This is a genomic window from Pseudomonas sp. JV245A (assembly GCF_032424515.1).
Lineage (GTDB): Bacteria > Pseudomonadota > Gammaproteobacteria > Pseudomonadales > Pseudomonadaceae > Aquipseudomonas > Aquipseudomonas protegens.
On record NZ_VYKE01000007.1, the window covers coordinates 60,767 to 86,185 of the forward strand.

General features: G+C 60.0%; 27 protein-coding genes and 1 tRNA gene. 23 read left to right on the forward strand and 5 right to left on the reverse strand.

Annotation, left to right across the window (positions count from 1 at the left end; translation table 11 throughout):
* Nucleotides 1-12: 12 nt before the first annotated feature.
* Together argJ and F6S12_RS03745 are read left to right on the forward strand one after the other, a co-directional pair.
* Nucleotides 13-1,230, forward strand: a complete 1,218-nt coding sequence (gene argJ / locus F6S12_RS03740; RefSeq protein WP_011063034.1) for a bifunctional glutamate N-acetyltransferase/amino-acid acetyltransferase ArgJ — start codon at nucleotides 13-15, stop codon at nucleotides 1,228-1,230.
* A 115-nt stretch (nucleotides 1,231-1,345) separates the two neighbouring features.
* On the forward strand, nucleotides 1,346-2,290 hold the full coding sequence (locus F6S12_RS03745) for a Nudix family hydrolase (protein ID WP_183000016.1): 945 nt from the start codon (nucleotides 1,346-1,348) through the stop codon (nucleotides 2,288-2,290).
* Nucleotides 2,291-2,391: 101 nt separating this feature from the next.
* On the opposite strand, the gene F6S12_RS03750 is transcribed toward F6S12_RS03745, so the two are convergent.
* The 3 genes from F6S12_RS03750 to F6S12_RS03760 are packed head-to-tail and all read right to left on the reverse strand — an operon-like array spanning nucleotide 2,392 to nucleotide 5,969.
* Entirely contained in the window at nucleotides 2,392-2,967 is a 576-nt protein-coding gene (locus F6S12_RS03750; RefSeq protein WP_053153465.1) for a cob(I)yrinic acid a,c-diamide adenosyltransferase, read from the reverse strand.
* 2 nt (nucleotides 2,968-2,969) lie between these two features.
* Nucleotides 2,970-5,006, reverse strand: a complete 2,037-nt coding sequence (locus F6S12_RS03755; RefSeq protein ID WP_015636773.1) for a HAMP domain-containing sensor histidine kinase — start codon at nucleotides 5,004-5,006, stop codon at nucleotides 2,970-2,972.
* Between the two features lie 45 nt (nucleotides 5,007-5,051).
* Nucleotides 5,052-5,969, reverse strand: a complete 918-nt coding sequence (locus tag F6S12_RS03760; protein WP_315868719.1) for a putative 2-dehydropantoate 2-reductase — start codon at nucleotides 5,967-5,969, stop codon at nucleotides 5,052-5,054.
* A gap of 143 nt (nucleotides 5,970-6,112) precedes the next feature.
* Between F6S12_RS03760 and F6S12_RS03765 the strand changes: the two genes are divergently transcribed.
* Both F6S12_RS03765 and F6S12_RS03770 read left to right on the forward strand, forming a co-directional pair.
* Nucleotides 6,113-6,598: a YajQ family cyclic di-GMP-binding protein gene (locus F6S12_RS03765; protein ID WP_011063029.1), complete on the forward strand. Its 486-nt coding sequence runs from the start codon at nucleotides 6,113-6,115 to the stop codon at nucleotides 6,596-6,598.
* A gap of 136 nt (nucleotides 6,599-6,734) precedes the next feature.
* Nucleotides 6,735-7,577 carry a mechanosensitive ion channel family protein gene (locus tag F6S12_RS03770; protein ID WP_011063028.1) on the forward strand — a complete coding sequence of 281 codons (843 nt, stop codon included), beginning with the start codon at nucleotides 6,735-6,737 and terminating at the stop codon, nucleotides 7,575-7,577.
* A gap of 276 nt (nucleotides 7,578-7,853) precedes the next feature.
* Here F6S12_RS03770 and F6S12_RS03775 read toward each other — a convergent pair whose 3' ends face one another.
* Nucleotides 7,854-9,194 carry an OprD family porin gene (locus F6S12_RS03775; RefSeq protein WP_015636771.1) on the reverse strand — a complete coding sequence of 447 codons (1,341 nt, stop codon included), beginning with the start codon at nucleotides 9,192-9,194 and terminating at the stop codon, nucleotides 7,854-7,856.
* A 930-nt stretch (nucleotides 9,195-10,124) separates the two neighbouring features.
* Here F6S12_RS03775 and F6S12_RS03780 point away from each other — a divergent pair.
* Nucleotides 10,125-10,550 carry an HIT domain-containing protein gene (locus F6S12_RS03780; protein WP_011063026.1) on the forward strand — a complete coding sequence of 142 codons (426 nt, stop codon included), beginning with the start codon at nucleotides 10,125-10,127 and terminating at the stop codon, nucleotides 10,548-10,550.
* Between the two features lie 3 nt (nucleotides 10,551-10,553).
* Nucleotides 10,554-10,760: a SlyX family protein gene (locus F6S12_RS03785; RefSeq protein WP_011063025.1), complete on the forward strand. Its 207-nt coding sequence runs from the start codon at nucleotides 10,554-10,556 to the stop codon at nucleotides 10,758-10,760.
* A gap of 61 nt (nucleotides 10,761-10,821) precedes the next feature.
* On the opposite strand, the gene F6S12_RS03790 is transcribed toward F6S12_RS03785, so the two are convergent.
* The gene (locus F6S12_RS03790) at nucleotides 10,822-11,427 is read right to left on the reverse strand and encodes a cold-shock protein (RefSeq protein WP_011063024.1); all 606 of its coding nucleotides are present in this window, start codon (nucleotides 11,425-11,427) and stop codon (nucleotides 10,822-10,824) included.
* A 464-nt stretch (nucleotides 11,428-11,891) separates the two neighbouring features.
* On the opposite strand from F6S12_RS03790, the gene F6S12_RS03795 reads away from it, so the two are divergent.
* The 17 genes from F6S12_RS03795 (at nucleotide 11,892) to F6S12_RS03875 (ending at nucleotide 25,134) form a co-directional block, all read left to right on the forward strand.
* Nucleotides 11,892-12,365: a Dps family protein gene (locus F6S12_RS03795; protein WP_011063023.1), complete on the forward strand. Its 474-nt coding sequence runs from the start codon at nucleotides 11,892-11,894 to the stop codon at nucleotides 12,363-12,365.
* A gap of 251 nt (nucleotides 12,366-12,616) precedes the next feature.
* Nucleotides 12,617-12,838 carry an FmdB family zinc ribbon protein gene (locus F6S12_RS03800; RefSeq protein ID WP_010457489.1) on the forward strand — a complete coding sequence of 74 codons (222 nt, stop codon included), beginning with the start codon at nucleotides 12,617-12,619 and terminating at the stop codon, nucleotides 12,836-12,838.
* A gap of 95 nt (nucleotides 12,839-12,933) precedes the next feature.
* On the forward strand, nucleotides 12,934-14,709 hold the full coding sequence (aspS, locus tag F6S12_RS03805) for an aspartate--tRNA ligase (RefSeq protein ID WP_315868720.1): 1,776 nt from the start codon (nucleotides 12,934-12,936) through the stop codon (nucleotides 14,707-14,709).
* A 112-nt stretch (nucleotides 14,710-14,821) separates the two neighbouring features.
* On the forward strand, nucleotides 14,822-15,568 hold the full coding sequence (locus F6S12_RS03810; RefSeq protein ID WP_011063021.1) for a YebC/PmpR family DNA-binding transcriptional regulator: 747 nt from the start codon (nucleotides 14,822-14,824) through the stop codon (nucleotides 15,566-15,568).
* 129 nt (nucleotides 15,569-15,697) lie between these two features.
* The gene (gene ruvC / locus F6S12_RS03815; protein ID WP_011063020.1) at nucleotides 15,698-16,222 is read left to right on the forward strand and encodes a crossover junction endodeoxyribonuclease RuvC; all 525 of its coding nucleotides are present in this window, start codon (nucleotides 15,698-15,700) and stop codon (nucleotides 16,220-16,222) included.
* Between the two features lie 114 nt (nucleotides 16,223-16,336).
* The gene (gene ruvA / locus F6S12_RS03820; RefSeq protein ID WP_011063019.1) at nucleotides 16,337-16,945 is read left to right on the forward strand and encodes a Holliday junction branch migration protein RuvA; all 609 of its coding nucleotides are present in this window, start codon (nucleotides 16,337-16,339) and stop codon (nucleotides 16,943-16,945) included.
* Nucleotides 16,946-18,004 (forward strand): Holliday junction branch migration DNA helicase RuvB, encoded by a 1,059-nt coding sequence (gene ruvB / locus F6S12_RS03825; RefSeq protein ID WP_011063018.1) that lies wholly within the window; start codon nucleotides 16,946-16,948, stop codon nucleotides 18,002-18,004.
* Nucleotides 18,005-18,142: 138 nt separating this feature from the next.
* The gene (gene ybgC, locus F6S12_RS03830) at nucleotides 18,143-18,610 is read left to right on the forward strand and encodes a tol-pal system-associated acyl-CoA thioesterase (protein ID WP_011063017.1); all 468 of its coding nucleotides are present in this window, start codon (nucleotides 18,143-18,145) and stop codon (nucleotides 18,608-18,610) included.
* A complete protein-coding gene (gene tolQ, locus F6S12_RS03835; protein WP_011063016.1) occupies nucleotides 18,600-19,295 on the forward strand; it encodes a protein TolQ in 696 nt (231 codons plus the stop codon). The genes ybgC and tolQ overlap by 11 nt, the downstream gene beginning before the upstream one ends.
* Before the next feature lie 13 nt (nucleotides 19,296-19,308).
* The gene (gene tolR / locus F6S12_RS03840; protein WP_011063015.1) at nucleotides 19,309-19,761 is read left to right on the forward strand and encodes a protein TolR; all 453 of its coding nucleotides are present in this window, start codon (nucleotides 19,309-19,311) and stop codon (nucleotides 19,759-19,761) included.
* Nucleotides 19,761-20,822: a cell envelope integrity protein TolA gene (tolA, locus tag F6S12_RS03845; protein WP_011063014.1), complete on the forward strand. Its 1,062-nt coding sequence runs from the start codon at nucleotides 19,761-19,763 to the stop codon at nucleotides 20,820-20,822. Before tolR ends, tolA begins: the two co-directional genes overlap by 1 nt.
* Before the next feature lie 17 nt (nucleotides 20,823-20,839).
* Nucleotides 20,840-22,120 (forward strand): Tol-Pal system beta propeller repeat protein TolB, encoded by a 1,281-nt coding sequence (gene tolB, locus F6S12_RS03850; RefSeq protein WP_015636767.1) that lies wholly within the window; start codon nucleotides 20,840-20,842, stop codon nucleotides 22,118-22,120.
* A gap of 53 nt (nucleotides 22,121-22,173) precedes the next feature.
* Complete coding sequence (gene pal, locus F6S12_RS03855) at nucleotides 22,174-22,671, forward strand: peptidoglycan-associated lipoprotein Pal (protein ID WP_003227510.1); 498 nt, start codon at nucleotides 22,174-22,176, stop codon at nucleotides 22,669-22,671.
* 6 nt (nucleotides 22,672-22,677) lie between these two features.
* The gene (ybgF, locus tag F6S12_RS03860; RefSeq protein WP_011063012.1) at nucleotides 22,678-23,490 is read left to right on the forward strand and encodes a tol-pal system protein YbgF; all 813 of its coding nucleotides are present in this window, start codon (nucleotides 22,678-22,680) and stop codon (nucleotides 23,488-23,490) included.
* A 166-nt stretch (nucleotides 23,491-23,656) separates the two neighbouring features.
* Nucleotides 23,657-24,304, forward strand: coding sequence for a 7-carboxy-7-deazaguanine synthase QueE (gene queE, locus F6S12_RS03865; protein ID WP_315868721.1), 648 nt, complete (start codon nucleotides 23,657-23,659; stop codon nucleotides 24,302-24,304).
* A 1-nt stretch (nucleotide 24,305) separates the two neighbouring features.
* Nucleotides 24,306-24,995, forward strand: coding sequence for a 7-cyano-7-deazaguanine synthase QueC (gene queC, locus F6S12_RS03870; protein WP_125062105.1), 690 nt, complete (start codon nucleotides 24,306-24,308; stop codon nucleotides 24,993-24,995).
* A gap of 63 nt (nucleotides 24,996-25,058) precedes the next feature.
* A tRNA-Lys gene (locus tag F6S12_RS03875) sits at nucleotides 25,059-25,134 on the forward strand.
* Nucleotides 25,135-25,419: the final 285 nt, after the last annotated feature.

The following is a 25,419-nucleotide window of genomic DNA, read 5'->3' on the forward strand; positions in this document are numbered from 1 at the left end:
AGGAGCGCATTCATGGCTGTTGGTCTTGGTCCTTTGCCTACGTTGCACCCGGTTGCCGGCTTCGAGCTTGGTATCGCTTCGGCCGGCATCAAGCGCCCGGGGCGCAAGGATGTGGTGGTCATGCGTTGTGCCGAAGGCTCCACGGTGGCGGGGGTGTTCACCCTCAACGCGTTCTGCGCCGCGCCGGTGATTCTGGCCAAGCAGCGGGTACAAGGCCCGGTGCGGTATCTGCTGACCAACACCGGTAACGCCAACGCCGGCACTGGTGAGCCGGGCCTGGCAGCGGCATCCCGCACCTGCGCCAAGCTGGCGGAACTGACCGGCGTCGATGCCAGCGCCGTGCTGCCTTACTCCACCGGAGTGATCGGCGAGCCATTGCCGGTAGAGAAAATCGAAGGCGCTCTGCAAGCTGCCCTGGACGACCTGTCCGTGGACAACTGGGCTGCCGCCGCCACTGGCATCATGACCACCGACACCCTGCCCAAGGGCGCCAGCCGCCAGTTCCAGCATGATGGCGTGACCATCACCGTGACTGGTATCAGCAAGGGGGCGGGAATGATCCGCCCGAACATGGCAACCATGCTCGGCTACATCGCCACCGACGCCAAAGTCTCCCGCGAAGTGCTGCAGAACCTGTTGCTGGACGGTGCCAACAAGTCCTTCAACCGCATCACCATCGACGGCGACACGTCGACCAACGACTGCTGCATGCTGATCGCCACGGGGCAGGCCAAGCTGCCGGAAATCACCAAGGCCGAGGGCCCGCTGTTCGCTGCCCTGAAGCAGGCGGTGTTCGAGGTGTGCATGGAAGTGGCCCAGGCCATCGTCCGTGACGGTGAGGGCGCGACCAAGTTCGTCACTGTGGAAGTCAACGGCGGGGCTACTTACCAGGAGTGCCTGGACGTGGGCTACACCGTGGCTCACTCGCCACTGATCAAGACCGCGCTGTTCGCTTCGGACCCGAACTGGGGCCGCATCCTGGCGGCAGTAGGTCGTGCCGGAGTGCCGGACCTGGATGTCAGCAAGATTGACGTGTTTCTCGGTGAAGTCTGCATTGCCAGCCGTGGCGCCCGTGCCGCCAGCTACACCGAAGCCCAGGGCGCGGCGGTGATGCAGCAGGAAGAAATCACCATCCGCATCGAACTGGGGCGTGGCGCGTGCAGCGAAACCATCTGGACCACCGACCTGTCTCACGAATACGTGAAGATCAACGCGGAATACCGCACCTAAGAACCTCGCCGGCGTTGCCGCTCCTGCTGTAGGAGCCGGCTTGCCGGCGAAGCGCAGATCCAACGCCCGGCCCGCAAGGGCCTGGCCAACATGCCTGAGCAGAGGAAGTAGTGCGGTGAAACGAGTACATGTGGCTGCGGCCGTTATCCGGGATGCCAGCGGCAAGATCCTGATTGCCCGGCGTGCCGATACTCAACATCAAGGTGGCCTGTGGGAGTTCCCCGGCGGCAAGGTCGAGCCCGGGGAGGCGGTCGAAGCCGCGCTGGCCCGCGAGCTACAGGAAGAGCTGGGCATCGCCGTCACCGCAGCGCGCCCGCTGATCAAGGTGCAGCACGATTATCCGGACAAGCAGGTACTGCTGGATGTCTGGGAAGTCTCGGCGTTCAGCGGTGAGCCTCACGGCGCCGAAGGGCAACCTCTGGCCTGGGTCACTGCTCGTGAGCTGGCCGACTATGAATTCCCCGCGGCCAATCAGCCGATTGTCGCTGCCGCGCGTCTGCCAGCCCAATACCTGATCACCCCGGACGGCCTGGAAACCCCGACCCTGCTGCGAGGCATGCAAAAAGCCGTGGCCCAGGGCTGCAAGCTGATTCAACTGCGGGCGCCCGGCGGCTACGACCCGCAATACCGCGACCTGGCGGTGGATGCGGTGGGCCTGTGCGCCGGCAAGGCGCAACTGATGCTCAAGGGGCCCTTCGAATGGCTGGGGGATTTCCCCTCGGCGGGCTGGCACATCACTGCGGCGCAACTGCGCAAGTACGCCAGCGCCGGGCGGCCGTTCGGCAAGGATCGCTGGTTGGCGGCTTCCTGCCATAACGCCGAGGAGCTGTCCCTGGCCCAGCAGATGGACGTGGACTTCGTGACCTTGTCTCCGGTACAGCCCACCCAGACCCATCCGGATGCACAGCCATTGGGCTGGCAACAGGCCGAGCAACTGATCAGCGGTTTCAACAAGCCGGTGTATCTGCTGGGTGGCGTGGGGCCCGCCGAATGCCAGCAGGCCTGGGCAGCGGGTGCTCAAGGTGTAGCGGGTATCCGCGCCTTCTGGCCGCAGGATTGAAGACATCCTCAATGGCAGCCTGGGCCCAGGTCTGCGGGAGCAGGCTTGCCTGAGAGGCATCGTCGGGCGCTTGCAGGCCCTTTCGCCCGCAAGCCGCGTGGTCAGGGCTTGGCGGCGGCCTGCCAGAGGATTTCGGCAATGCCCTGGCGCTTGGCGATCAGTCGCGCGGCGACAAACAGCAGGTCCGACAGGCGATTGATGTAGGCCAGCCCAACCCCTTGCAAAGGCTCAACGGCATTCAGGTGCTGACAGCGACGCTCGGCGCTGCGGGCCAGGCTGCGACAGACATGGGCCTGGGCGATCAGCGCCGAGCCGCCGGGCAGGATGAAGTTCTCCAGCGGGCCCAACTCCTCGTTCCACAGATCGATGGCCGCCTCCAGGCGCTGTACTTCGGCCTCGTTGAGGGCCTGATAGACCGGCATCGCCAGCTCGCCACCCAGGTCGAACAACCGATGCTGACAGGGAGCCAGCACTGTGATCACTTCCTCGAGCCCGGGGCAGGCACCGCTCTGCTCACCGAGGCCTGCCAGTAGCAGGCCCAATTGGCTGTTCAGGGTATCAACCTCGCCAATGGCTTCGACCCGAGGGTGATCCTTGGGCACCCGACGGCCATCCCCCAGTCCGGTTTCGCCTTTGTCGCCAGTGCGGGTGTAGATCTTCGACAAGCGAAAGCCCATGTTCAGTTCTCCAGTGGTAACGGTTCTTGGACCAGCGGCTGGCTGCTGGCCAGGGGCAGGCGCAAGGTGAAGCAAGTGCCCTGCCCGCGAGTGGACTGCACCTCCATCTGCCCCTTGTGGTTATTGGTGATGATGAAGTACGACACCGACAGGCCGAGCCCGGTGCCCTGGCCGATTTCCTTGGTGGTGAAGAAGGGCTCGAAGGTACGCTTGCGCACGTTTTCGCTCATGCCGATTCCGTTGTCCTCCACCTGGATCTCTGCCCAGGGCGGATTCAAACGGGTACGCAGGATGATACGTCCGGGTTCGCTGTCATCTTCGCGCTGATGGATGGCCTGGGCGGCGTTTTTCAGCAGGTTGAGCAGCACCTGTTCCAGTTCGTTGGCAGTGCCGGCAACCGGGCCCAGGTTCGGGTCGAACTGGCGAATGATCGCCTGGCCCTTGAAGTCGAAGCCAATGGCCAGGTCGAAGTCGTTGCTGGCGATCTCCACCGCCTGGTCGATCAGCGCCGGCAGGTCGCAGGGGGCCATCTGGCGGTTGCTGCGCCGGCTGAAGCTGAGCATGTGGGTGACGATCTTCGCCGCCCGGGCTCCGGCCTGCTGAATGCCATCGAGCAGTTGCGGCACTTCGCGGCTTTCCAGGTAGCGATTGACGGTCTGCAGTTCAACACCGATCTGCTGCGCGTGCTCAAGGTTCTTTGGCAGGTCGGCAGACAGTCGTCGGCGAATGTTCTGTACGTTGTGCAGGATCGCTCCCAGCGGGTTGTTGATCTCATGGGCCATGCCGGCCGCGAGGCCGCCCACCGAAAGCATTTTCTCCGATTGCACCATCATCTCTTCCAGGGACAGGCGCTGGGTGATGTCGTCGATACGGATCACCACCCCGCGTCCGGCGCCCCCCATCAGGGGGTAGAAGGTCAGGGCGTAGTGCTTGGATTCTTCGTCCTTGAACCAGGTGACCCGCTCGACCTTGGTCACCGTGTGCTGTTCGACGGTTTCCTTGAGTTGCGGGAGGAACGGCTTGAGCGGTTCGAAGGCGAGGAAGATCGGCTGGTTCAGGGCTTCGTCGAGCCGGGTGCCGGACAGGGCGCTGGCTTCCTGGTTCCACTGGGTGACGTAGAGCTGTTCATCCAGAGCGATCAGCGCCGAGGGCATGGAGTCGATGATGCTGTTGAGGTAGTTCTGAAAGCCGGTGAGCTTCTTCTCGATCTTGCTGCGCACCTGGACTTCCAGTTCCAGCTTGCGGTTGGTATGGCGGGTTTCCTCCGCCAGCCCCTGGGCCTGGTCGTAGGCGGCCTGGGAGTCGTCCCGGGCGCGCTTGAGCTGCTGCTCGCGAGCTTCGATGCGCGACAGCATGGTGTTGAAGGCTTCTGCCAGGCTGCCGATTTCATCGTGGTTGCCCCGGGCTGCGCGCAGGGCGTAGTTCTCCTCGCGGGTGACCTGGCGCGACAGTTCCTCGAGCTGGTGGATCGGCTGGGTGATCAGGCGCTTGATCTGCCGGGCGATGACCAGCCACAGCAGCACACTGAAGATCAGGATTCCCAGGCTGGCGGTCAGGGTGCCGGTGTAGAAGGCCATCGGCAGTTCGCTGGTGGCCACCAGCAGCAGGTGGCCGGGGGCCTGGCCCGGGCGGGGCAGGGTGATGACCTGGTTGCTGCGAAACTCGGTCATTTGCCAGGCTTCGATGTGCCGATAGCGTTCGGGCAGCTTGAGGCGTTCGCCGTGCTGCAACTGGGCCAGGCGCTGGCCCTTGCCGTCATAGAGTGCGGCAGCCCGCAGCGGGGTATAGCTGTCGAGTTCGTTGAGCAGCTTCTCGGCATCTTCGGGGGAGTTCAGCGCCTGGATCGCCAGGGTCGGATTGGACACCAGGCGGCCAATGGTCTGCAGCGCCTGGGGCGCCATGCTTTCCTGGGAGATCCAGTAGGCCGCGCTGATAAAGGTCAGGTTGGCGACCAGCAGAACGGTGGTCAGCAGGACAAGCAGGGCGGCCAGGAGCTTTTGGCCCACTGGCAGGTTTTCGAGGCGCTGGCGCAATGGCATCGGCTATATCGCTGGAAATGAGCAAGTGGGGAGCGTAGCCGCTGCTCAGGCGCTGGGCAATCCGCGTTGCTGCAGCTGGTTCACCAGGCGCTGTTGCAACTGCTGCAGATGAGGCAGTTGCAGGCGATGCCGGGCAGCGGCTTCACAGGCGTAACCCAGCAGGTAGCTGATTTCGGTACGCCGCCCGTTGCTGACATCCTGGTGCATTGAGGAATAGTTGGCGGCGGTGGCCAGGATCACCCGTTCCACTTCCTGTTGCAGGTTTTCCGCTGCGGCGGGTTGCCCGCAGCATTGCAGCAGCTCGCTCAGCTCGGCGCACAGGGTGGCCACTTCGCAATGATGCTGCTGCAAGCCACCGTTACGGCAGTCGTGCAGTACCGTCAGTGGGTTGATCGCGCAGTTGAGTGCCAGCTTGCGCCAGAGCCGGGTGAGGATCTGGGTGCTCCATTCATGGGGAATGCCGCTGGCCGCCAATTCGTCGAGCCAGATCGGCGGCGTGGGGTGCCCCGAGTCCCCCAGCCAGGTGTAGCCGTGGCCGGCAAAGACCACGCGCCAGTCGCCATCGCGGAAGGCGCCCTCGGTGCTGGAGGCGGCAATGCAGCGTGCCTGGGGCACTCGGGAGGCCACGGCATCCTGGCTGCCCAGGCCGTTCTGCAGCAGGATCAGTTCGGCTCCCGGCGCCAGGCGCGGGGCGATGCTGGCCACTGCCGCCTCGGCGTCGTAGGCCTTGCAGGCCAGCAACAGGCGCTGGATGGGGGCGCTGCTGGTGCTGGTTTCCCCGGGAATTGCCAGCAGGCTGCTCTGGCCCTGTTCTACCAGGGTCAGGCCGCCGGCCGCCTGATAGGCCTGCAAGCGGGCGGCGTCACGCAGAATCAGGCGTACCGGCAAGCCGGCGCGGGCCAGGCGGGAGGCCCACAGGGTGCCGAGGCTGCCGGCGCCGAGAACATGCCAGGTGGTGGACATCAGGTTTTCGCTCTGTTTGGCCGCCCGGGGGAGGGCGCGGGGTGAAGGAGGGGAAAGACCCGTTATAATGAGCGCGGATTTTAACCGCAAGCCGGGCGTGTTCGATGTTTTGAACAGCGCCCCTTTTTATTTGGAGAGATTACATGCCGTCGTTTGACGTGGTATCCGAACTGGACAAGCACGAAGTCACCAACGCGGTGGAAAACGCCGTCAAGGAACTGGATCGCCGCTACGACCTCAAGGGCAAGGGCAGCTTCGAGTTCAAGGACAAGGAACTGACCGTCAACCTGACCGCCGAGGCCGAGTTCCAGCTTGAAGCGATGATCGAGATTCTCAAGCTGGCCCTGGTCAAGCGCAAGATCGACGTGCAGTGCCTGGAGGTCAAGGACGCCTATGCCTCGGGCAAGGTGATGAAGCAGGAAGCGGTCCTCAAGGAAGGTATCGATAAAGAACTGGCGAAGAAAATCGTCGCCCATATCAAGGACGCCAAGTTGAAAGTGCAAGCCGCCATTCAGGGCGAGCAGGTACGAGTGACCGGCAAAAAGCGTGACGACCTGCAAGAGGCCATCGCCGCCCTGCGTGCCAAAGAGTTCGGCATGCCGCTGCAATTCAACAACTTCCGCGATTGATCGGCTTCTCCGGGAACCTCTAGAGCTTATTGGCGTCCGAGGCCGGAGGAATGGCAGAAACGATTGAGCTCCCGCGGGGCTGGTCGTTCTGCCTGTCAGTCATGTGCGCCGCAACCCCGGGAATCTGGAGAAATAGATGGATTTGAACGCTGAAGTAGACAATCTGGTCCGGGCCTCCCAGGCCTGGATTCCAATGATCATGGAATACGGCAGCCGGGTGCTGCTGGCTGTCATCACCCTGGCCATCGGCTGGTGGTTGATCAACAAACTGACTCACAAAGTGGGCAAGTTGCTGGCCCTGCGCAATGCCGACCTGGCGCTGCAAGGTTTTATCAGCAGCCTGGCCAACATCATTCTCAAGGTCCTGCTGATCGTCAGTGTGGCTTCGATGATCGGTGTCGAAACCACCTCCTTCGTGGCCGCGATCGGTGCTGCCGGCCTGGCCATCGGCCTGGCGCTGCAAGGCAGCCTGGCGAACTTCGCCGGTGGGGTATTGATCCTGCTGTTCCGCCCGTTTCGTATCGGTGACTGGATCGAAGCCCAGGGCATCAGCGGTACCGTCGACAGCATCCAGATCTTCCACACCGTGCTGCGTACCGGTGACAACAAGACAGTGATCGTGCCCAACGGCAACCTGTCCAACGGCATCATCACCAACTACAACCGTCAGCCGACCCGCAAGGTGGTGTTCGACGTGGGTGTGGACTATGACGCGGACCTGCAGAAGGCCCGCGAGGTGTTGCTGGAACTGGCCAAGGATGAGCGGGTACTGGCCGATCCGGCCCCGGTAGCTGTGGTTTCTACCCTGGGCGATAGCGCCATTACCCTGTCGCTGCGGGTATGGGTCAAGACTTCGGACTATTGGGACGTGCTGTTCCAGTTCAATGAGTTGTCCCGTGATCGCTTGAAGGCAGCGGGCATTGATATTCCTTTTCCACAACGGGTGATTCGAGTGGTTCAGGAAGCAGCAGCGCAATAAGTCAGTTTCATGACCTGACCGTTCGGTCAGCTAATGTTGTTCAAGACAAGGGGCTATCAGCCCCTTGTTTGTTTTCAAGTTCGGACTTGGCAACTATGTAAGTTCGAATCGGCAAGGTCTGAAGTAGCTATTGAAGCCTACTTTATTAGTTAGCTTGCTATCTTGATCGGCGGGTTCAATAGGGTACTTTTGCAAGGCAAAAAAAAACCGCCAACCTGGCTCAGGTTGGCGGTTCTTATTAGTACTGCGTGTTAAAGCAATCCGCTGAGCCGTGAATTACAAGATGCTCAGTGGGTACTCTACGATCAGACGCAGGTCGTTCAGGTTGTCGTAGTTGGTCGCGCGGTAATCGCTATTGGTACCACGATAGATCGCGTTACGCAGACGGAAGGACAGGTCTTTGGCCGGGCCTTCCTGAAGCACGTACTTGGCTTCTACGTCCCATTCATGCTCTTTGCCGTCACTGGAGTCAGCAACGGTAACGTTGCTGCCGCGAATGTAGCGAGTCATGAAGCTCAGGCCTGGCACGCCGAAGGAGGCCATGTTCAGGTCGTAGCGAGCCTGCCAGGATCTTTCGTCTTCGCCCACGAAGTCGGAGATCTGCACAGAGTTGGCTACGTAAACGGTGCCACCACCATCAACGCCGTAGTTGTAGCCGGTCTTGCCGCTGGACTGCTGGTAAGCCACGGTGAATTTGTGGGCTTCGATGCTATAGGCAGCTGCCAGGCTCCAGACGCGGTTGTCCAGGTCGCCAGCCAGCTTCTTACCATCATCCTTGCTGCGATAGCCGTTGAAGTCGAAGTTCAGAGATTGTTTTTCGCTCAGCGGCAGGGTGTAGTTGACGTTGAAGTACTGCTTCTTCCAGTAGTCTTCAACATCGGAAGCGTGCACGGCGAAAATGAAGTTCTCAAGACCCGAGTAGGTAGCACCTACGATGTTTGCAGAGCTCAGGCCCGGGTTCTGTTTGCCAGTAACGCGGCTGCGACCGTTGATGCTGTCACGGCCCATGCCGGTCTGGGCGCTCAATGCGGTGAAGCGACCACCGATCAGTTCCAGGCCCTTGATTTCGTTGCTGGTGATCAGGGTACCGGTGGCAACTTCAGGCAACAGACGGCCGTCGTCTGTAGTAAATACTGGGCTGGATACGAACTGGTTGCCGTATTTCAGTACAGTATCGGAGATGCGGAACTTCGCAGCGCCGCCCAGTTTCGACTGGGTGTTTTCAGGCTCGCCGGAACCATTGGTGGCGAACAGGCCGTTACCCGCACGACCCGAACCGCCGTCGAGTTTCACGCTGCCCATGGCCATGGCATCGACGCCGAAGCCGACGGTGCCTTGAGTGAAGCCGGACTGATAGGTGAGCAGTTCGCTGATACCGGTGTCTTGACGGTAGCCGCTGGTTTTGTCGTCAGTGCCTGTGGTGTAAGTACCGTTACCACGACGCACGTTACCAACGCCGTCCTTATAGTCACGGTTCATGTACATTGCGCGAGTTTTCGCGGTCAGGGTGCTGTCTTCGATAAAGCCTTTTGCATCGTCCTGGGAGGATGCAATTGCAAACTGCGAGGTGCCTGCTGATACAGCCAGGGCGATCATGCTCCACTTCATCACGCGCATCGTGATTTGCTCCTTTGGTTTTTAGAAGAGTACTGCCGTCCCACCTGTTTTTTTATCTGGGCGGCTCTTTCTTTTTGTGTCGGCGCAAACTTATATCACGCTGACAATGTTGGCGATACTTGCCTATCTATCCTTTCAGCTTCTTTACGGCCCTGTCGCAATTTGTTCGATAGGCGTCGTAATTCTGCAGTCAGTCTGTATCCAGGCCGACAACTTTCAGCAGTGTTTTTCTAAGCCGAGAATGAAGGAAACAAGTCCCCATGCACACACTTTAAAAAGCACCGCGGGGCAGCCCTGCCACTATTATTATGAGTCTGTAAGGCCTGACTTCCGTTAGACCGTTGCAGACGATGCGGGGTTGAATGCAACAAGCGTGCACAAACTGAATCTAGCCCCCCATTTTTCTTCAAAGAGCCGTTCGGGCCTGTAAAAACCGCATAAAACCGCTGTTTCAAGGGGCGTTTTGTTTGGCTTGACTCTGTGGTTTTCCTGGTGCAGGGCTGTGCATTAAGTTGCACAGTGCGGCGAAACGTTACCGCTGCACACTGCAAAGTGAGTAAACGGCGGATGCTTGAGGAATTTAGCGTAGACCGCCTGTGCGATTCTGGTGCAAAACTTTTGCAACGCTGTGCACGATTCATACAGTCAGGCCCAGGCAAAATAAGGGGCGCAAGGGTGAGCTCGGGTCATTTTCCGAATGGTCTGCGGGTTGTGGGCGCAAATGGTGCGAGGCACGTGAAAATGTCCTGCTGTGGGGCGTGGCCTTTGCATCGCGATCGGCTCCTTGCCGTGCCTGAGTGTGTGCTGTCCGGTCTCTGGCTCATTGGTCATGAAGCGCAGGGCATTCGCAGGTATGCTGCGCGTCTGTCGCCTGGCAGGAGTCCGTCTACTGGACGCCGGGCTGAAACAAGCTGAGCGGGAGTAAACGCGGTGTTCACTTTAGATTCACGGCTGCAACAAGACACATTGACCCTCGGGGATTTCCCCCTCTGCCGGTTGCTGCTGTCCAATGACGCCAACTATCCCTGGTTCATCCTGGTGCCGCGTCGCGAGGATATCAGCGAGTTGTTTCAACTGGATGTCACCGACCAGCAACAGCTATGGCAGGAAACCACCGCGCTGGCCGAGTTGCTCAAGGACTCGTTCGATGCCGACAAGTTGAATGTGGCGACGTTGGGCAATGTGGTGAGCCAACTGCATATGCACGTGATCGTGCGCAGGCGTGATGATGCGGCATGGCCGGCACCGGTATGGGGCAAGCATCCGGCCAAGCCTTACAGCACCGAGCAAGTGGCGGCGATCCGTGAACGCCTGCGGTTGGTGCTGACCGATGATTTTCAGTTTCTGGAGGGGTGAGGCATGAGTCTGCAAGAGCGTGTAACCGACCTGGAGAGCCGCCTGGCGTTTCAGGATGACACCATTCAGGCCTTGAACGATGTGCTGGTGGCGCAGCAGAGGGCAGTGGAGCGCCTGCAGTTGCAGATGGCGGCATTGCTCAAGCGCCAGGAAGAAATGGTCGGGCAGTTCGAGTCGTTCGAAGAGGAAGCGCCACCGCCTCATTATTGAGGGGGATCGCCCCCCATAAAAAAAACCGCGCCTGGGCGCGGTTTTTTTTATGGGCGACCGATCAGCGGCGCGGCAGCGCGGCAATCACGTCTTCGGCTTGCAGGCCCTTGTCACGGTTCATTACCGAGAACTCCACGCGCTGGCCTTCCACCAGGACGCGATGGCCTTCTCCGCGAATGGCGCGAAAGTGCACGAAAATATCATCGCCGGAATCCCGGGAGATAAAACCGAAGCCCTTGGAGGTGTTGAACCACTTCACGGTACCGGTATCACGATTGCTCATATCGTAGCTTGGCGTGGCGGAAGCGGAAGGTGATGACTTGTAGAAGCTGATGGCCAGGTGCAGGACTACGGCGATCAGTGCAGTCAGCAAGCTGACCAGAACCGCCGGTTGGCCACCAATGACTGGCATGGGGGCCAGCAGGGTGAGGGTTTGCAGTACAACGACCAGCACCAGCAGGGCGCTGACCAGATTTTGCAGGTGATGACGAGAGCCTTTGTTCCAGTAGGGAATAACTGGAGCCAGGATCAGGTTGAGCAGGCCGAAAAGGGCCAGGTAAAGAGCATCGGGTTGTTGCAGGTAGGGAACCGCGTCAGATCTCAGACTCGGAATCAAGGACAGCAGCAAAGCTGCAATGCCTGTCAGCAGGTGGACGATTTTCAACATTTTGATTAACTCACGTTAAGAAGGAAGCACAAGGAGGAGCTGATCACGCACGGTTCGCTTCTGAACAAATAGGTGAGGCGGTGGTTACGTACGCGGTGTCAGCCTATGCGCGCTGGCCGAAGAAATAGGCAACAGCGACACGGGCTCTATTTAACAGCAAAGCCCAGGCCTTCTCAAATCAGCAGCGGGGCTTGGCCCGGGCGTACAAATGAGCGCTTCTGCAGGCCGAGCTCGGAGAATCGGGCAAAAGCCTGTTCTAGACAGATGGCGGTGATTTTTCCAAGGAACGTCGGATTTCTGCTGCTGTCTGACCTGACTCGAACTCAGTGAGGTTTATCCCGGGCCGGGCCACGGGACAATCCACCGCAGGCCGATTGACGATCCTGGGCGGCGCAGGGGCGGTACTCTTGCTAGAGTGGTCCGGCAGATGAATGGGTGAATCCATCCCGATAACGGAGAGAAACATGGCAATTGATATCGGTATCAGCGAAGAAGATCGTAAATCCATCGTCGACGGTCTTTCCCGTCTGCTTTCGGATACCTACGTGTTGTACCTGAAAACCCATAATTTCCATTGGAACGTCACCGGCCCGCAATTCCGTACCCTGCACTTGATGTTCGAAGAGCAGTACAACGAACTGGCCCTGGCAGTGGACCTGATCGCCGAACGCATTCGCGCCCTGGGCTTCCCGGCTCCGGGGGCCTATTCCATCTATGCCCGGCTGTCTTCGATCAAGGAAGAGGAAGGGGTGCCTGCCGCCGAGGAAATGATCAAGCAACTGGTCGCCGGCCAGGAAGCAGTGACCCGTACCGCCCGCGGCATCTTTCCGTTGCTGGACAAGGTCAGCGACGAGCCCACGGCGGATCTGCTGACCCAGCGCATGCAGGTGCATGAAAAAACCGCGTGGATGCTGCGCTCTCTGCTGGAAAACCGTTAAGCCCGCTCTTGCGAATGGCGTCCCGTACGCCGTTCGCACCCTCGCCCAGCAGGCAGCACCTGCGTTCTCCAGACCTTCCGGGGTTGCAGCCCGGATAGACGCCTGACGGCCGGTGACGCCCGCGATGGGGTCATACGGCTGCACAGGGCCGATTTAATGGATATAATCCCGCTCTTTGCTACGTAGCCCGGGCTTTGGCGTGGGCTCTGGCTGTAGTTCAAGCAGTAATCTGGATTGCCGAGACGCCCCCCATGCCCATGTACGACTATCAATGCGCTTCCTGTGGTCATCAGCTGGAAGCCATTCAAAAGATCAGCGCCGCGCCGCTGGTCGACTGCCCAGCCTGCCAGGCGCCCGAGCTGAAAAAGATGCTGTCCATGCCTGGTTTCCGCCTGAGCGGCACCGGCTGGTACGAAACCGACTTCAAGACCGGCTCCAAGAAGAACCTGGCCGGTGGCGACAAAGCTGACTAAGTTGAACGACACGCGCGAGTTCTTGCACTATCCGGCACCTTGAGGTGCGCAAGGCCTCCATCGAATTTCGAATTACGAGAAGTGAAACCACTACCATGATGCGCAGCCATTATTGCGGCCAACTGAACGAAAGCCTGGAAGGTCAGGAAGTAACCCTTTGCGGATGGGTCCACCGTCGCCGTGACCACGGCGGGGTGATCTTCCTCGATATCCGTGATCGTGAAGGTCTGGCCCAGGTGGTGTTCGACCCGGACCGCGCTGAAACCTTCGCCGCCGCCGACCGCGTGCGCAGCGAATACGTGGTCAAGATCACCGGCAAGGTACGCCTGCGTCCGGCCGGTGCCGGCAACGCCAACATGGCTTCGGGCATGATCGAAGTCCTGGGCTACGAGCTGGAAGTGCTGAACGAGGCGGAAACCCCGCCGTTCCCGCTCAACGAATATTCGGACGTGGGTGAAGAAACCCGTCTGCGCTATCGCTTCATCGACCTGCGCCGTCCGGAAATGGCCGAGAAGCTGCGCCTGCGTTCGCGCATGACCACCAGCATCCGTCGCTACCTGGACGAGAACGGTTTCCTCGACGTGGAAACCCCGATCCTGACCCGCGCCACACCAGAGGGCGCCCGCGACTACCTGGTGCCGAGCCGCACCCACGCCGGCAGCTTCTTCGCCCTGCCGCAATCGCCACAGCTGTTCAAGCAACTGCTGATGGTGGCCGGCTTCGACCGCTACTACCAGATCGCCAAGTGCTTCCGCGACGAAGACCTGCGTGCCGACCGTCAGCCTGAGTTCACTCAGATCGACATCGAGACCAGCTTCCTCGACGAAAAAGACATCATGGGCCTGACCGAAGGCATGATCCGCAACCTGTTCAAGGAAGTGCTGGGTCTGGAATTCGGCGAATTCCCGCACATGACCTTTGAAGAGGCCATGCGTCGCTACGGTTCCGACAAGCCGGACCTGCGCAACCCGCTGGAACTGGTGGACGTTGCCGACCAGCTCAAGGAAGTGGAGTTCAAGGTGTTCAGCGGCCCGGCCAACGATCCGAAATGCCGCATCGCCGCCTTGCGCGTTCCAGGCGGGGCGAGCATGCCGCGCAAGCAGATCGACGACTACACCAAGTTTGTCGGCATCTACGGCGCCAAGGGCCTGGCCTACATCAAGGTCAACGAGCGCGCCAAAGGCGTTGAAGGCCTGCAATCGCCGATCGTCAAGAACATTCCGGAAACCAACCTGAACGTGATCCTCGATCGCGTGGGCGCGGTCGACGGCGACATCGTGTTCTTCGGGGCCGACAAGGCCAAGATCGTCAGCGAAGCCCTGGGCGCGCTGCGTATCAAGCTCGGTCACGACCTGAACCTGCTGACGTGCGAATGGGCGCCGATGTGGGTTGTCGACTTCCCGATGTTCGAAGAGAACGACGACGGCAGCTTCACCGCCCTGCATCACCCGTTCACTGCGCCGAAGTGCTCGCCGGAAGAACTGGAAGCCAACCCGGCTACCGCTCTGTCGCGCGCCTACGACATGGTTTTGAACGGCACCGAATTGGGTGGCGGTTCGATCCGTATCCACCGCAAGGAAATGCAGCAAGCGGTATTCCGCCTGCTGGGCATCAGCGAAGCGGAACAGGAAGAGAAGTTCGGCTTCCTGCTGGACGCCCTCAAGTACGGCGCGCCGCCGCACGGTGGCCTGGCCTTCGGCCTGGACCGCCTGGTGATGCTGATGACCGGCGCCCAGTCGATCCGCGAAGTGATCGCCTTCCCGAAAACCCAGAGCGCGGCCTGCGTCATGACTCAGGCACCGGGTCTGGTGGATGCCAAGGCTCTGCGCGAGCTGCACATCCGCCTGCGCGAACAGCCCAAGGCTGAATAAGCCGGCCCGATAAGGCGCACCTTCGGGTGCGCTTTTTCTATGGGTCGAGTTTTTGTTGCCCGCACCCGCCAGGCGGCGTGGGCAATGTTTCAAAGAGAATTTGGAGCAAGTTATGGCAGGTCATTCCAAGTGGGCGAACATCAAGCACCGCAAAGAGCGTCAGGATGCCAAGAGAGGCAAGATTTTCACCAAGTGGATTCGTGAGCTGACCGTCGCGGCCCGTCAGGGCGGCGGCGATCCCAACTCCAACCCACGCCTGCGCCTGGCCCTGGACAAGGCCCTGGGTGCCAACATGAGTCGCGACATCATCGACCGGGCCATCGCCCGTGGCACCGGCGCTGCCGGCAGCGACGATGTGGTCGAGCTGACCTATGAAGGCTACGGCCCCAACGGCGTGGCGGTGATGGTCGAGTGCATGACCGACAACCGCAACCGCACCGCGGCAGCTGTTCGTCATGCCTTCAGCAAGTGTGGCGGCAACCTGGGTACCGACGGTTCGGTGGCCTACCTGTTCGAGCGCAAGGGGCAGATCACCTTCGCCGAAGGTGTCGATGAAGACGCCTTGATGGAAGCGGCGATGGAAGCCGATGCCGACGATGTGGTCAGCAACGAAGACGGTTCGATCGACGTGTTCACCTCGTTCGCCGGTTTCTATGGCGTGCGCAATGCCTTGGAAGCGGCGGGTTTTACTGCTGCGGACGCGGAAATCGTCATGCTGCCGACCACCAGTGCCGAACTGGACCTGGAAGGCGCCGAGAAGGTCCTCAAGCTGATCGACATGCTGGAAGACCTGGATGATGTGCAGAACGTCTATTCCAACGCAGATATTCCCGAGTCGGTCGCCGAGCAACTCGGCTGATTCAACTGCACTAACCTTGAGGCCGGAGGTGCGAAGCCGTGATCATTGCGCGGCAGGGCGCTTCCGGCTTCTGCCTTTTCGCTGTTCCGGTCCTGGCCGGCAAGCCTCTTTATTCAAGCAGCAGGCGTTATGACTCTTATTCTTGGCATCGACCCCGGTTCGCGCATTACCGGTTATGGCGTGGTTCGAGACACGGGGCGCGGCTGTGTGTACGTGGCCTCTGGCTGTATCCGTACCGGGGCTGGCGAGCTGCCCGACCGGCTGCAGATCGTCTATCGCGGGGTGCGTGAAGTGATCCAGACCTACGGTCCGGTGACCATGGGGATCGAGAAGGTGTTCATGGCGCGCAACGCCGACTCGGCGCTCAAGCTCGGCCAGGCGCGGGGGGCAGCGATCGTTGCCGGTGCCGAAGAGGGGCTGGAAATTGCCGAGTACACCGCCACCCAGGTCAAGCAGGCCGTGGCCGGCACTGGCGGGGCCAACAAGGAACAGGTGCAGATGATGGTCATGCACTTGCTCAAGCTGACCACCAAGCCGCAGATCGATGCCTCGGACGCCCTGGCCATTGCCATCTGTCACGCTCATACCCGTTCCAGCCTGCTGCCCCATGGTCTGGGGACAGCACGCAGTCGTGGCGGCCGCCTGCGTCTCTGATAGCATCAGCGCAGTCATTTTAGGGATTGAGCGTTTTGCGCCTGGGTAGCCGGCGCAGACGCTCACCCAACGAGTCGCCAGCTGCGGGCTGGCCATCGCCTAAGGATCTGAAACGTGATTGGACGCTTGCGCGGCACCCTGGCTGAGAAACAGCCGCCGCACCTGATTCTTGATGTAAACGGGCTGGGATATGAAGTCGAAGTGCCGATGACCACCCTGTATCGCCTGCCGTCGGTCGGCGAGCCCCTGACCCTGCACACCCATTTGGTCGTCCGCGAGGATGCGCAGTTACTCTACGGTTTTGCCAGCAAGCGCGAGCGAGACTTTTTCCGCGAGTTGATCCGTCTCAATGGTGTGGGCCCGAAACTGGCCCTGGCGTTGATGTCCAGCCTTGAGGTGGATGAGCTGGTGCGTTGCGTGCAGGCCCAGGACACCTCGGCCCTGACCAAGGTGCCCGGAGTCGGCAAGAAGACCGCCGAGCGCCTGCTGGTAGAACTCAAGGACCGTTTCAAGGCCTGGGAAGCCGTGCCGAGCATGTTTGCCCTGGTGCCGAACCAGCCGGATGCGCCGGCGCCAGTGGCCAGCGCCGAGTCGGACGCGGTCAGCGCGCTGATCTCCCTGGGCTATAAGCCGCAGGAAGCCAGCAAGGCCGTATCCGCGATCAAAGACAAAGGCTTGAGCAGTGAAGACATGATCCGCCGAGCCCTGAAGGGAATGATTTAAGTGATTGAAGCCGACCGTCTGATCGCCGCCACGGGCCCCCGTGAGCGCGAGGAAATCCAGGACCGGGCGATTCGTCCGGTCAGCCTGGCCGACTACATCGGCCAGCCTAGCGTGCGCGAGCAGATGGAGCTGTTCATCCAGGCCGCCCGTGGGCGCAACGAGTCCCTGGACCACACCCTGATCTTCGGTCCCCCGGGCCTGGGCAAGACCACCCTGGCCAACATCATCGCCGAGGAAATGGGGGTATCGATCAAGAGTACGTCCGGCCCGGTGCTGGAGCGCCCTGGCGATCTGGCGGCCTTGCTGACCAATCTTGAGCCTCACGACGTACTGTTCATCGACGAGATTCACCGGCTTTCGCCGATTGTCGAAGAAGTGCTGTACCCGGCCATGGAAGATTTCCAGCTCGACATCATGATCGGCGAAGGCCCTGCGGCGCGTTCGATCAAGCTCGATCTGCCGCCGTTCACCCTGGTGGGGGCAACCACGCGTGCGGGGATGCTGACCAACCCGCTGCGGGACCGCTTCGGCATCGTCCAGCGCCTGGAGTTCTACAGCACTGCGGACCTGGCAACCATTGTCAGCCGTTCCGCGGGCATTCTTGGTTTGCCCCTGGATCCGGAAGGCGCCTTCGAGGTCGCGCGCCGTGCCCGGGGCACTCCGCGGATCGCCAACCGCCTGCTGCGTCGGGTGCGGGATTTCGCCGAGGTGCGGGCCAAGGGGCATATCACCAAACCGATCGCCGACCTGGCGCTGAACCTGCTGGACGTCGATGAGCGTGGCTTCGACCACCAGGACCGACGTCTATTGCTGACCATGATCGAGAAGTTCGACGGCGGACCGGTGGGGGTCGACAGCCTGGCCGCGGCCATCAGTGAAGAGCGCCATACCATCGAGGATGTGCTGGAGCCGTACTTGATCCAGCAGGGCTATATCATGCGCACCCCCCGTGGCCGTGTGGTGACCCGGCATGCCTACCTGCACTTCGGTCTTAACATTCCGTCACGAATGGGGGACATGCCCGTGGTAGACGAATTCCTCGATGCCGTGGACGATTAATAACCCGCTCTTTGTCGATTTATTCGGGGTTTGTGCTGTCCTAGGGACTGGCATGGTTAAAACATCACGAAAAGTCGTACAAGAATGAAAAAACAGTTGCCTGGCCGGATTGGCAACCTGAGGAGTAAGCACTAGAGTATGCGCGCGCAAAACGGGCTTGAGCCGTTCGCACATCGTTGTCGCGTTTATTACGAGGACACCGATGCTGGCGGCATCGTGTATTACGTTAATTACCTTAAGTTTATGGAGCGGGCTCGAACCGAGCGGCTACGACACCTGGGCTTTGCCCAGTCGCAGCTGGTGGGGGAGAACCTGTTATTTGTCGTGCACTCCAGCGAAGCGCGTTATCACGCGCCGGCGCGACTGGACGACGAACTTCTGGTCAGTGCCCAAGTTACCGAATTGAACCGGGTCAGCCTGCGCTTCACTCAGCAGGTCAGGCGAGCCAAAGACAATGCACTGCTCTGTGAAGGGCAGTTCCTGGTGGCCTGTGTGCGCGCCGACAATTTCAAACCCCGCGCCATTCCAGACGCTCTGCGTACGGCCTTTGCCGACGAGAGCAGCGCGGGTACACACTCAGAGCAGGAGATAAAGCGTGGAAGCTAACGTCGTCGACCATTCCTCCATGTGGAGCCTGGTCAGCAATGCCAGCGTTGTAGTGCAGTTGGTAATGCTGACCCTGGTTGCCGCATCGGTGACTTCATGGATCATGATCTTTCAGCGCAGCAACCTGCTGCGTGCCGGTCGACGTGCCCTGGAGAGCTTCGAAGAGCGCTTCTGGTCCGGTATCGACCTGTCCAAGCTGTACCGTCAGGCGGGCAGCAACCCTGATCCGGATTCCGGCGTGGAGCAGATCTTCCGTGCCGGTTTCAAGGAGTTCTCCCGCCTGCGCCAGCAACCGGGTGTCGATCCTGAAGCGGTCATGGAAGGCGTGGCCCGTGCCATGCGCGTAGCGATTTCCCGCGAAGAAGAAAAGCTCGAGCAGAGCCTGCCGTTCCTCGCCACTGTCGGTTCCGTCAGCCCGTACATCGGCCTGTTCGGTACCGTCTGGGGGATCATGAACTCCTTCCGCGGCCTGGCTCAGGCCCAGCAAGCGACCCTGGCTACCGTAGCCCCGGGTATCGCCGAAGCACTGATCGCCACGGCCATCGGCCTGTTCGCGGCCATCCCGGCGGTGATCGCCTACAACCGCTTCGCCGCTCGTGGCGAGACGCTGATCAGCCGTTACTACACCTTCGCCGACGAGTTCCAGGCGATCCTGCACCGTAAAGTGCACACCAGCGAAGAGTGAGCAGGTAAAACCCATGGCCCGAGTTCGCCACAAACGCAAGCCGGTTGCCGAGATGAACGTGGTGCCTTACATCGACGTGATGTTGGTACTGCTGGTTATCTTCATGGTGACCGCGCCGATGCTCAACCAGGGCGTGAAAGTTGACCTGCCCAAGGTTTCCAGCGAAGCCTTGCCCCAGGACAACAACACCCAGGTGCTGACCATCTCGATCAAGGCTGACAAGACCTACTACTGGAACCTTGGCAGCGAAGTCGACACCGAAAAGCAACAGGACAAGGCGATGACCTTGCCGCAGATGACCGACGCGGTGACCAAGATCATCCGTGCCGGCAATGAAGGCGGCAAGCACACCCAGGTGTTCATTCGCGGTGATAAATCCGTCGACTACGGCGCCGTGATGGGGGCCATGGGCGGCCTGCAGAAAGCCGGAGTCGGTAACGTTGGCCTGATTACCGAGGCGCCCTGATGCACCAACAGCGAGAGCCGTCCGCCTCGGAAAGCTACTTCTGGCCTAGTGTCTGGGCAATTGCCCTGCACGTGCTGGTGTTTGGCATGCTGTTCGTCAGCTTTGCCATGACCCCGGAACTGCCCCCGGCCAAGCCGATCGTTCAAGCGACCCTGTACCAGCTCAAATCCAAGAGTCCGGCAACCACCCAGACCAATCACAAGATTGCGGGTGAGGCGAAGAAATCCGCCGCGCGCCAGACCGAAGCCGAACAGTTGGAGCAGAAGAAGGTCGAGCAGGAAGAGATCAAGGCCGCGGAACAAAAGAAAGAAGAGGCTGCTCAAAAAGCCGAGGAAGCGAAAAAGGCCGATGAGGCCAAGAAAGCCGATGAGGCGAAGAAGGCGGATGACGCCAAGAAAGCCGCAGAAGCGAAAAAGGCTGAAGAGAAACAATTGGCTGATATAGCCAAGAAGAAATCCGAAGAAGAAGCCAAGAAAGCTGCTGAAGAAGAGGCCAAGAAAAAGGCCGCTGAAGAAGCGAAGAAGAAAATCGTCGAAGACGCGAAGAAGAAAGCCGCGGAAGACGCGAAGAAAAAAGCTGAAGCAGACGAAGCGAAGAAAAAGATCGCCGAGGATGCCAAGAAGAAAGCTGCTGCCGACGCTGCGAAGAAGAAGGCCCAGGAAGCAGCGCGCAAATCTGCCGAAGAGAAAAAGGCCCAGGCCCTGGCGGATTTGCTGTCCGATAAGCCGGAGCGTGAAGCCACCAAGTCGGATGAGGTGGGTGACAGTGTCGCAGGCAGTTTCGATGACCTGATTCGCATTCGTGCGGCGGAAGGCTGGGCTCGTCCTCCTTCGGCGCGCAAGGGCATGACGGTGGAACTGCGGATCGGCATGTTGCCTGATGGCACGGTGACCACGGTCAGCGTGATCAAGTCCAGTGGTGATGGTCCGTTCGACGCTTCGGCGGTGGCGGCAGTCAAGAACATTGGGCGTTTGACAGAAATGCAGGGTTTGAGTCCGAAGGATTTCGCGCCCTATCGTTCATTCAAGATGACATTCACACCTGAGGATCTAGCCTTGTGAGAAACCTTCTTCGAGGAATGCTTGTCGTTATTTGCTGTATGGCAGGGATAGCGGCAGCGGACGAAAAAAACATTCTGGTCACCAGTGGCAGTGATCGGGCGACGCCGATTGCGGTAGTGCCGTTTGGCTGGCAGGGCGGCAGCGTGCTGCCGGACGACATGGCACAGATCATCGGTGATGACCTGCGCAACTCGGGTTACTACGCACCGATTCCAAAGCAGAACATGATCAGCTTGCCGACCCAGGCCAGCGAAGTCATTTTCCGCGACTGGAAAGCCCTGGGCGCCCAGTACGTGATGGTCGGCAGCATTGTTCCAGCCGGCGGTCGCCTGCAGGTGCAGTACGCGCTGTTCAACGTCGCGACCGAGCAGCAAGTGCTGACCGGCAGCGTGTCGGGTAGCGTTGATCAGTTGCGGGACATGTCGCACTACATTTCCGACCAGTCCTTTGAAAAACTCACCGGCATCAAGGGGGCGTTCTCTACGCGCCTGCTGTATGTGACGGCTGAGCGTTTCTCGGTGAACAACACCCGTTACACCCTGCAGCGTTCGGACTACGACGGTGCTCGGGCGGTAACCCTGTTGCAGTCTCGCGAGCCGATCCTGTCGCCGCGCTTTGCTCCGGATGGCAAGCGCATTGCGTACGTGTCGTTCGAGCAGAAGCGCCCGCGCATCTTCGTCCAGCACATCGATACCGGGCGTCGTGAGCAGATCACCAACTTCGAAGGCCTGAACGGCGCTCCAGCCTGGTCGCCAGATGGCACCCGCCTGGCTTTCGTGCTGTCCAAGGACGGCAACCCGGATATCTATGTGATGAACATGGCGTCCCGGCAGATCAGCCGCGTCACCAGTGGCCCGGGCATCAACACCGAACCGTTCTGGGGCAAGGATGGTTCCACCATCTATTTCACCTCCGACCGTGGCGGCAAGCCGCAAGTCTATAAAAGCAATATCAATGGCGGTGGCGCCGAGCGTGTGACCTTTATTGGTAACTACAACGCCAACCCGAAACTTTCTGCTGACGAAAAGACCCTGGTAATGATTCACCGCCAGGATGGTTTCACCAACTTCCGGGTAGCGGCTCAGGATTTGCAGCGCGGTAGCGTAAAAATCCTTACAGACACTAACCTTGATGAGTCAGCTACTGTTGCGCCCAACGGCACCATGGTAATCTACGCCACCCGCCAGCAGGGCCGGGGAGTCTTGATGCTCGTGTCCATTAATGGACGTGTGAGGCTCCCGCTTCCTACCGCTCAAGGCGAAGTCAGAGAACCGTCCTGGTCCCCTTACCTGAACTGACGCGGCGCTACAATGTTTCACTTAACACACTGGGGTTCATTAGGAGTTTCACGATGGAAATGTTGAAGTTTGGTAAGTTTGCTGCGCTGGCTCTGGCCATGGCTGTGGCTGTAGGTTGCTCCTCCAAAGGCGGCGACAATGCCGGTGAAGGCGCTGTTGATCCAAACGCTGGTTACGGCGCTAACACCGGTGCTGTTGATGGCTCCCTGAGCGAAGAAGCTGCTCTGCGCGCAATCACCACCTTCTACTTCGAATACGACAGCTCGGACCTGAAGCCAGAAGCCATGCGCGCTCTGGACGTTCACGCCAAAGACCTGAAAGCAAACGGCGCTCGCGTTGTTCTGGAAGGCAACACCGACGAACGTGGTACTCGTGAGTACAACATGGCTCTGGGCGAGCGTCGTGCTAAAGCCGTTCAGCGCTACCTGGTTCTGCAGGGCGTTTCCCCTGCACAGCTGGAGCTGGTTTCCTACGGTAAAGAGCGTCCAGTTGCTACTGGCCACGACGAGCAGTCCTGGGCTCAAAACCGTCGCGTCGAACTGCGTAAGTAATTCGTCATGCGAACGTGCCGTCGTGCTGTAACTATTTTGGCTCTCAGTCTCACGCCGCTCGCGGCGTGGTCTGCGGTTCCTGTGGTCGATAACAACTCCGGCTATAACAATAGCGGGAGCAGTTATCCGCCAGCGGGTTATGGCACGAACGGCGCCTATGCCGGGGGAGGGGTTTCGACCCCTGTCTCGGCACAGGGCGAGCTGTTCCAGCAACTGCAGCAAATGCAGGAACAGATTGCACGCCAACAGGGTGTGATCGAAGTTCTGCAAAATGATGTAGCGCGGATGAAGCAAGAAAGCCTGGAGCGTTACCAGGATCTTGATCGACGCATAGGAAGCGGTGTCGCACCTGCCGCAACTCCTGAGAATTCTTCTGCCGGTGGCGATAACAGCGCTGCCGGTGCCGCTGCTCAGGCGCCAGCCGCCAGTAGCGAACCCGGTGATCCGGCCAAGGAAAAGCTCTACTACGATGCTGCCTTCGACCTGATCAAGGCCAAGGATTTCGACAAGGCCAGCCAGGCCTTCTCGGCATTCCTGCGCAAGTACCCCAACAGCCAGTACGCCGGCAATGCCCAGTACTGGTTGGGTGAAGTGAACCTGGCCAAAGGCGACCTGCAAGGTGCGGGCCAGGCATTTGCCAAGGTTTCCCAGCTGTATCCCAAGCACGCCAAGGTGCCGGATTCTCTGTACAAGCTGGCTGACGTAGAGCGTCGTCTCGGTCACACCGACCGGGTCAAGGGCATCCTGCAGCAGGTGGTGGCCCAGTATCCGGGCACTTCCGCCGCTCAGTTGGCCCAACGGGACCTGCAGCGCATGTAAGTGCGTTGGCCTCCGTTACAAGAAACCCGCGCTTGTCGCGGGTTTTTTCGTTAGAATCCATGCCCTTTTTCTGAAACACGCTTCCTGGGATCTGCGCGATGGCGGGGTTCCTTGAAGTGCCTGACGGAGGCGGACAGCCTGTTTAGCTGTTACGCCCGTGGCGACTATGCAAGACACATTGAGAATCACCGAAGTTTTCTACTCGTTGCAGGGGGAAACTCGGACTGCCGGGCTGCCCACGGTTTTTGTGCGCCTGACCGGTTGCCCGTTGCGTTGCCAATACTGCGACAGTGCCTACGCGTTCAGCGGCGGTAGCCAGCGGACCCTCGATAGCCTGCTGGAGCAGGTTGCCGGTTTCCGCCCTCGCTACGTCTGCGTCACTGGTGGCGAGCCTCTGGCCCAGCCCAATGCCATTCCCTTGCTCCAGCACTTGTGCGATGCCGGCTACGAGGTCTCGCTGGAAACCAGCGGTGCCCTGGATATCTCTGCGGTGGACCCGCGCGTCAGCCGGATCCTTGATCTCAAGACTCCCGGCTCCAAGGAAGCGCACCGCAACCGCTACGAGAATATCGAGCTGCTGACCGCCAACGACCAGGTCAAGTTTGTCATCTGCTCCCGCGAGGACTATGACTGGGCGGTGTCCAAGCTGATCCAGTACGGTCTTGAGCGACGCGCCGGCGAAGTGCTGTTTTCGCCCAGCCACCATGACTTGAATGCACGAGACCTGGCGGACTGGATCGTCGCCGACAACCTGCCAGTACGTCTGCAACTGCAGCTGCATAAATACCTTTGGGATGACGAGCCGGGGCGCTGACATGACTGAACAAGCATCGAGTGAAAAGCGTGCCGTGATCCTGCTGTCCGGTGGCCTGGACTCTGCCACCGTGGTGGCCATGGCTCGCGCCGAAGGCTACCGCTGCTACACCATGAGCTTCGATTACGGCCAGCGCCATCGGGCCGAGTTGCACGCCGCCGAGCGCGTGGCCCGGGACCTCGGTGTGGTGGAGCACAAGGTGATCGGCCTGAACCTCAACGGTATTGGCGGCTCGGCACTGACTGATAGCACCATCGAGGTGCCAGAGGCGCCGGGGGAGGGCATTCCTGTCACCTACGTGCCGGCACGCAACACCGTCTTCCTGTCCCTGGCCCTGGGCTGGGCGGAAGTCCTGCACGCGCGGGATATCTTCATCGGTGTCAATGCGGTGGATTATTCCGGTTATCCGGATTGCCGTCCCGAGTTCGTCGAAGCCTTCGAGCGCATGGCCAACCTGGCGACCAAGGCCGGTGTCGAAGGGCAGGGCTTTCGTATCCAGGCGCCGCTGCAGAACCTCAGCAAGGCCGAGATCATCCAGGCCGGGGTGCGCCTGGGGGTTGATTACGGGCTGACGGTTTCCTGCTATCAGGCAGACGATAGCGGCCACGCGTGCGGCAAATGTGACAGCTGCCGTTTGCGTGCTGAAGGCTTCAGGGCGGCCGGAATCAGTGATCCAACACCTTATTTTTGATTTTTTTCATATAGGGTGTTGAATTCCCGTTAGAAATCAGTATTATACGCGCCACCACACAGCGGGTCGTTAGCTCAGTTGGTAGAGCAGTTGGCTTTTAACCAATTGGTCGTAGGTTCGAATCCCACACGACCCACCATATTTGGCGGTTTAGAAAATCCGGAAGGCCCACGAAAGTGAGGATTTCCGGGTTTTTTTTTGCCTTGCAAAAAACCGTGATCCCGCCACTCAGCTGCTCAGCTTGCCTTCTTCTCACTGCTTGAATATCAACTCTTCTGCAGAGGCTGGCCTTTTGCCGGTAGCCGGACTCATCTCTAAAAACCTTGATAAATTCAGGGGCTTTATCTGAATTCCCCCTTTTTTTCAGGGGTTATCGCTTTAAATTCAGAATAAGTGCGGGGCTCGTTGACAGCACAAATGCCTC

Excerpts from the sequence above, each read along its gene's own strand:
- argJ (WP_011063034.1), top strand. The coding sequence starts at position 13 with ATGGCTGTTGGTCTTGGTCCTTTGCCTACGTTGCACCCGGTTGCCGGC.
- F6S12_RS03750 (WP_053153465.1), bottom strand. The coding sequence starts at position 2,967 with ATGGGCTTTCGCTTGTCGAAGATCTACACCCGCACTGGCGACAAAGGC.
- F6S12_RS03755 (WP_015636773.1), bottom strand. The coding sequence starts at position 5,006 with ATGCCATTGCGCCAGCGCCTCGAAAACCTGCCAGTGGGCCAAAAGCTC.
- F6S12_RS03760 (WP_315868719.1), bottom strand. The coding sequence starts at position 5,969 with ATGTCCACCACCTGGCATGTTCTCGGCGCCGGCAGCCTCGGCACCCTG.
- F6S12_RS03765 (WP_011063029.1), top strand. The coding sequence starts at position 6,113 with ATGCCGTCGTTTGACGTGGTATCCGAACTGGACAAGCACGAAGTCACC.
- F6S12_RS03770 (WP_011063028.1), top strand. The coding sequence starts at position 6,735 with ATGGATTTGAACGCTGAAGTAGACAATCTGGTCCGGGCCTCCCAGGCC.
- F6S12_RS03775 (WP_015636771.1), bottom strand. The coding sequence starts at position 9,194 with ATGCGCGTGATGAAGTGGAGCATGATCGCCCTGGCTGTATCAGCAGGC.
- F6S12_RS03785 (WP_011063025.1), top strand. The coding sequence starts at position 10,554 with ATGAGTCTGCAAGAGCGTGTAACCGACCTGGAGAGCCGCCTGGCGTTT.
- F6S12_RS03790 (WP_011063024.1), bottom strand. The coding sequence starts at position 11,427 with ATGTTGAAAATCGTCCACCTGCTGACAGGCATTGCAGCTTTGCTGCTG.
- F6S12_RS03795 (WP_011063023.1), top strand. The coding sequence starts at position 11,892 with ATGGCAATTGATATCGGTATCAGCGAAGAAGATCGTAAATCCATCGTC.
- F6S12_RS03800 (WP_010457489.1), top strand. The coding sequence starts at position 12,617 with ATGCCCATGTACGACTATCAATGCGCTTCCTGTGGTCATCAGCTGGAA.
- aspS (WP_315868720.1), top strand. The coding sequence starts at position 12,934 with ATGATGCGCAGCCATTATTGCGGCCAACTGAACGAAAGCCTGGAAGGT.
- F6S12_RS03810 (WP_011063021.1), top strand. The coding sequence starts at position 14,822 with ATGGCAGGTCATTCCAAGTGGGCGAACATCAAGCACCGCAAAGAGCGT.
- ruvC (WP_011063020.1), top strand. The coding sequence starts at position 15,698 with ATGACTCTTATTCTTGGCATCGACCCCGGTTCGCGCATTACCGGTTAT.
- ybgC (WP_011063017.1), top strand. The coding sequence starts at position 18,143 with ATGCGCGCGCAAAACGGGCTTGAGCCGTTCGCACATCGTTGTCGCGTT.
- tolR (WP_011063015.1), top strand. The coding sequence starts at position 19,309 with ATGGCCCGAGTTCGCCACAAACGCAAGCCGGTTGCCGAGATGAACGTG.
- tolA (WP_011063014.1), top strand. The coding sequence starts at position 19,761 with ATGCACCAACAGCGAGAGCCGTCCGCCTCGGAAAGCTACTTCTGGCCT.
- tolB (WP_015636767.1), top strand. The coding sequence starts at position 20,840 with ATGCTTGTCGTTATTTGCTGTATGGCAGGGATAGCGGCAGCGGACGAA.
- pal (WP_003227510.1), top strand. The coding sequence starts at position 22,174 with ATGGAAATGTTGAAGTTTGGTAAGTTTGCTGCGCTGGCTCTGGCCATG.
- ybgF (WP_011063012.1), top strand. The coding sequence starts at position 22,678 with ATGCGAACGTGCCGTCGTGCTGTAACTATTTTGGCTCTCAGTCTCACG.
- queE (WP_315868721.1), top strand. The coding sequence starts at position 23,657 with ATGCAAGACACATTGAGAATCACCGAAGTTTTCTACTCGTTGCAGGGG.
- queC (WP_125062105.1), top strand. The coding sequence starts at position 24,306 with ATGACTGAACAAGCATCGAGTGAAAAGCGTGCCGTGATCCTGCTGTCC.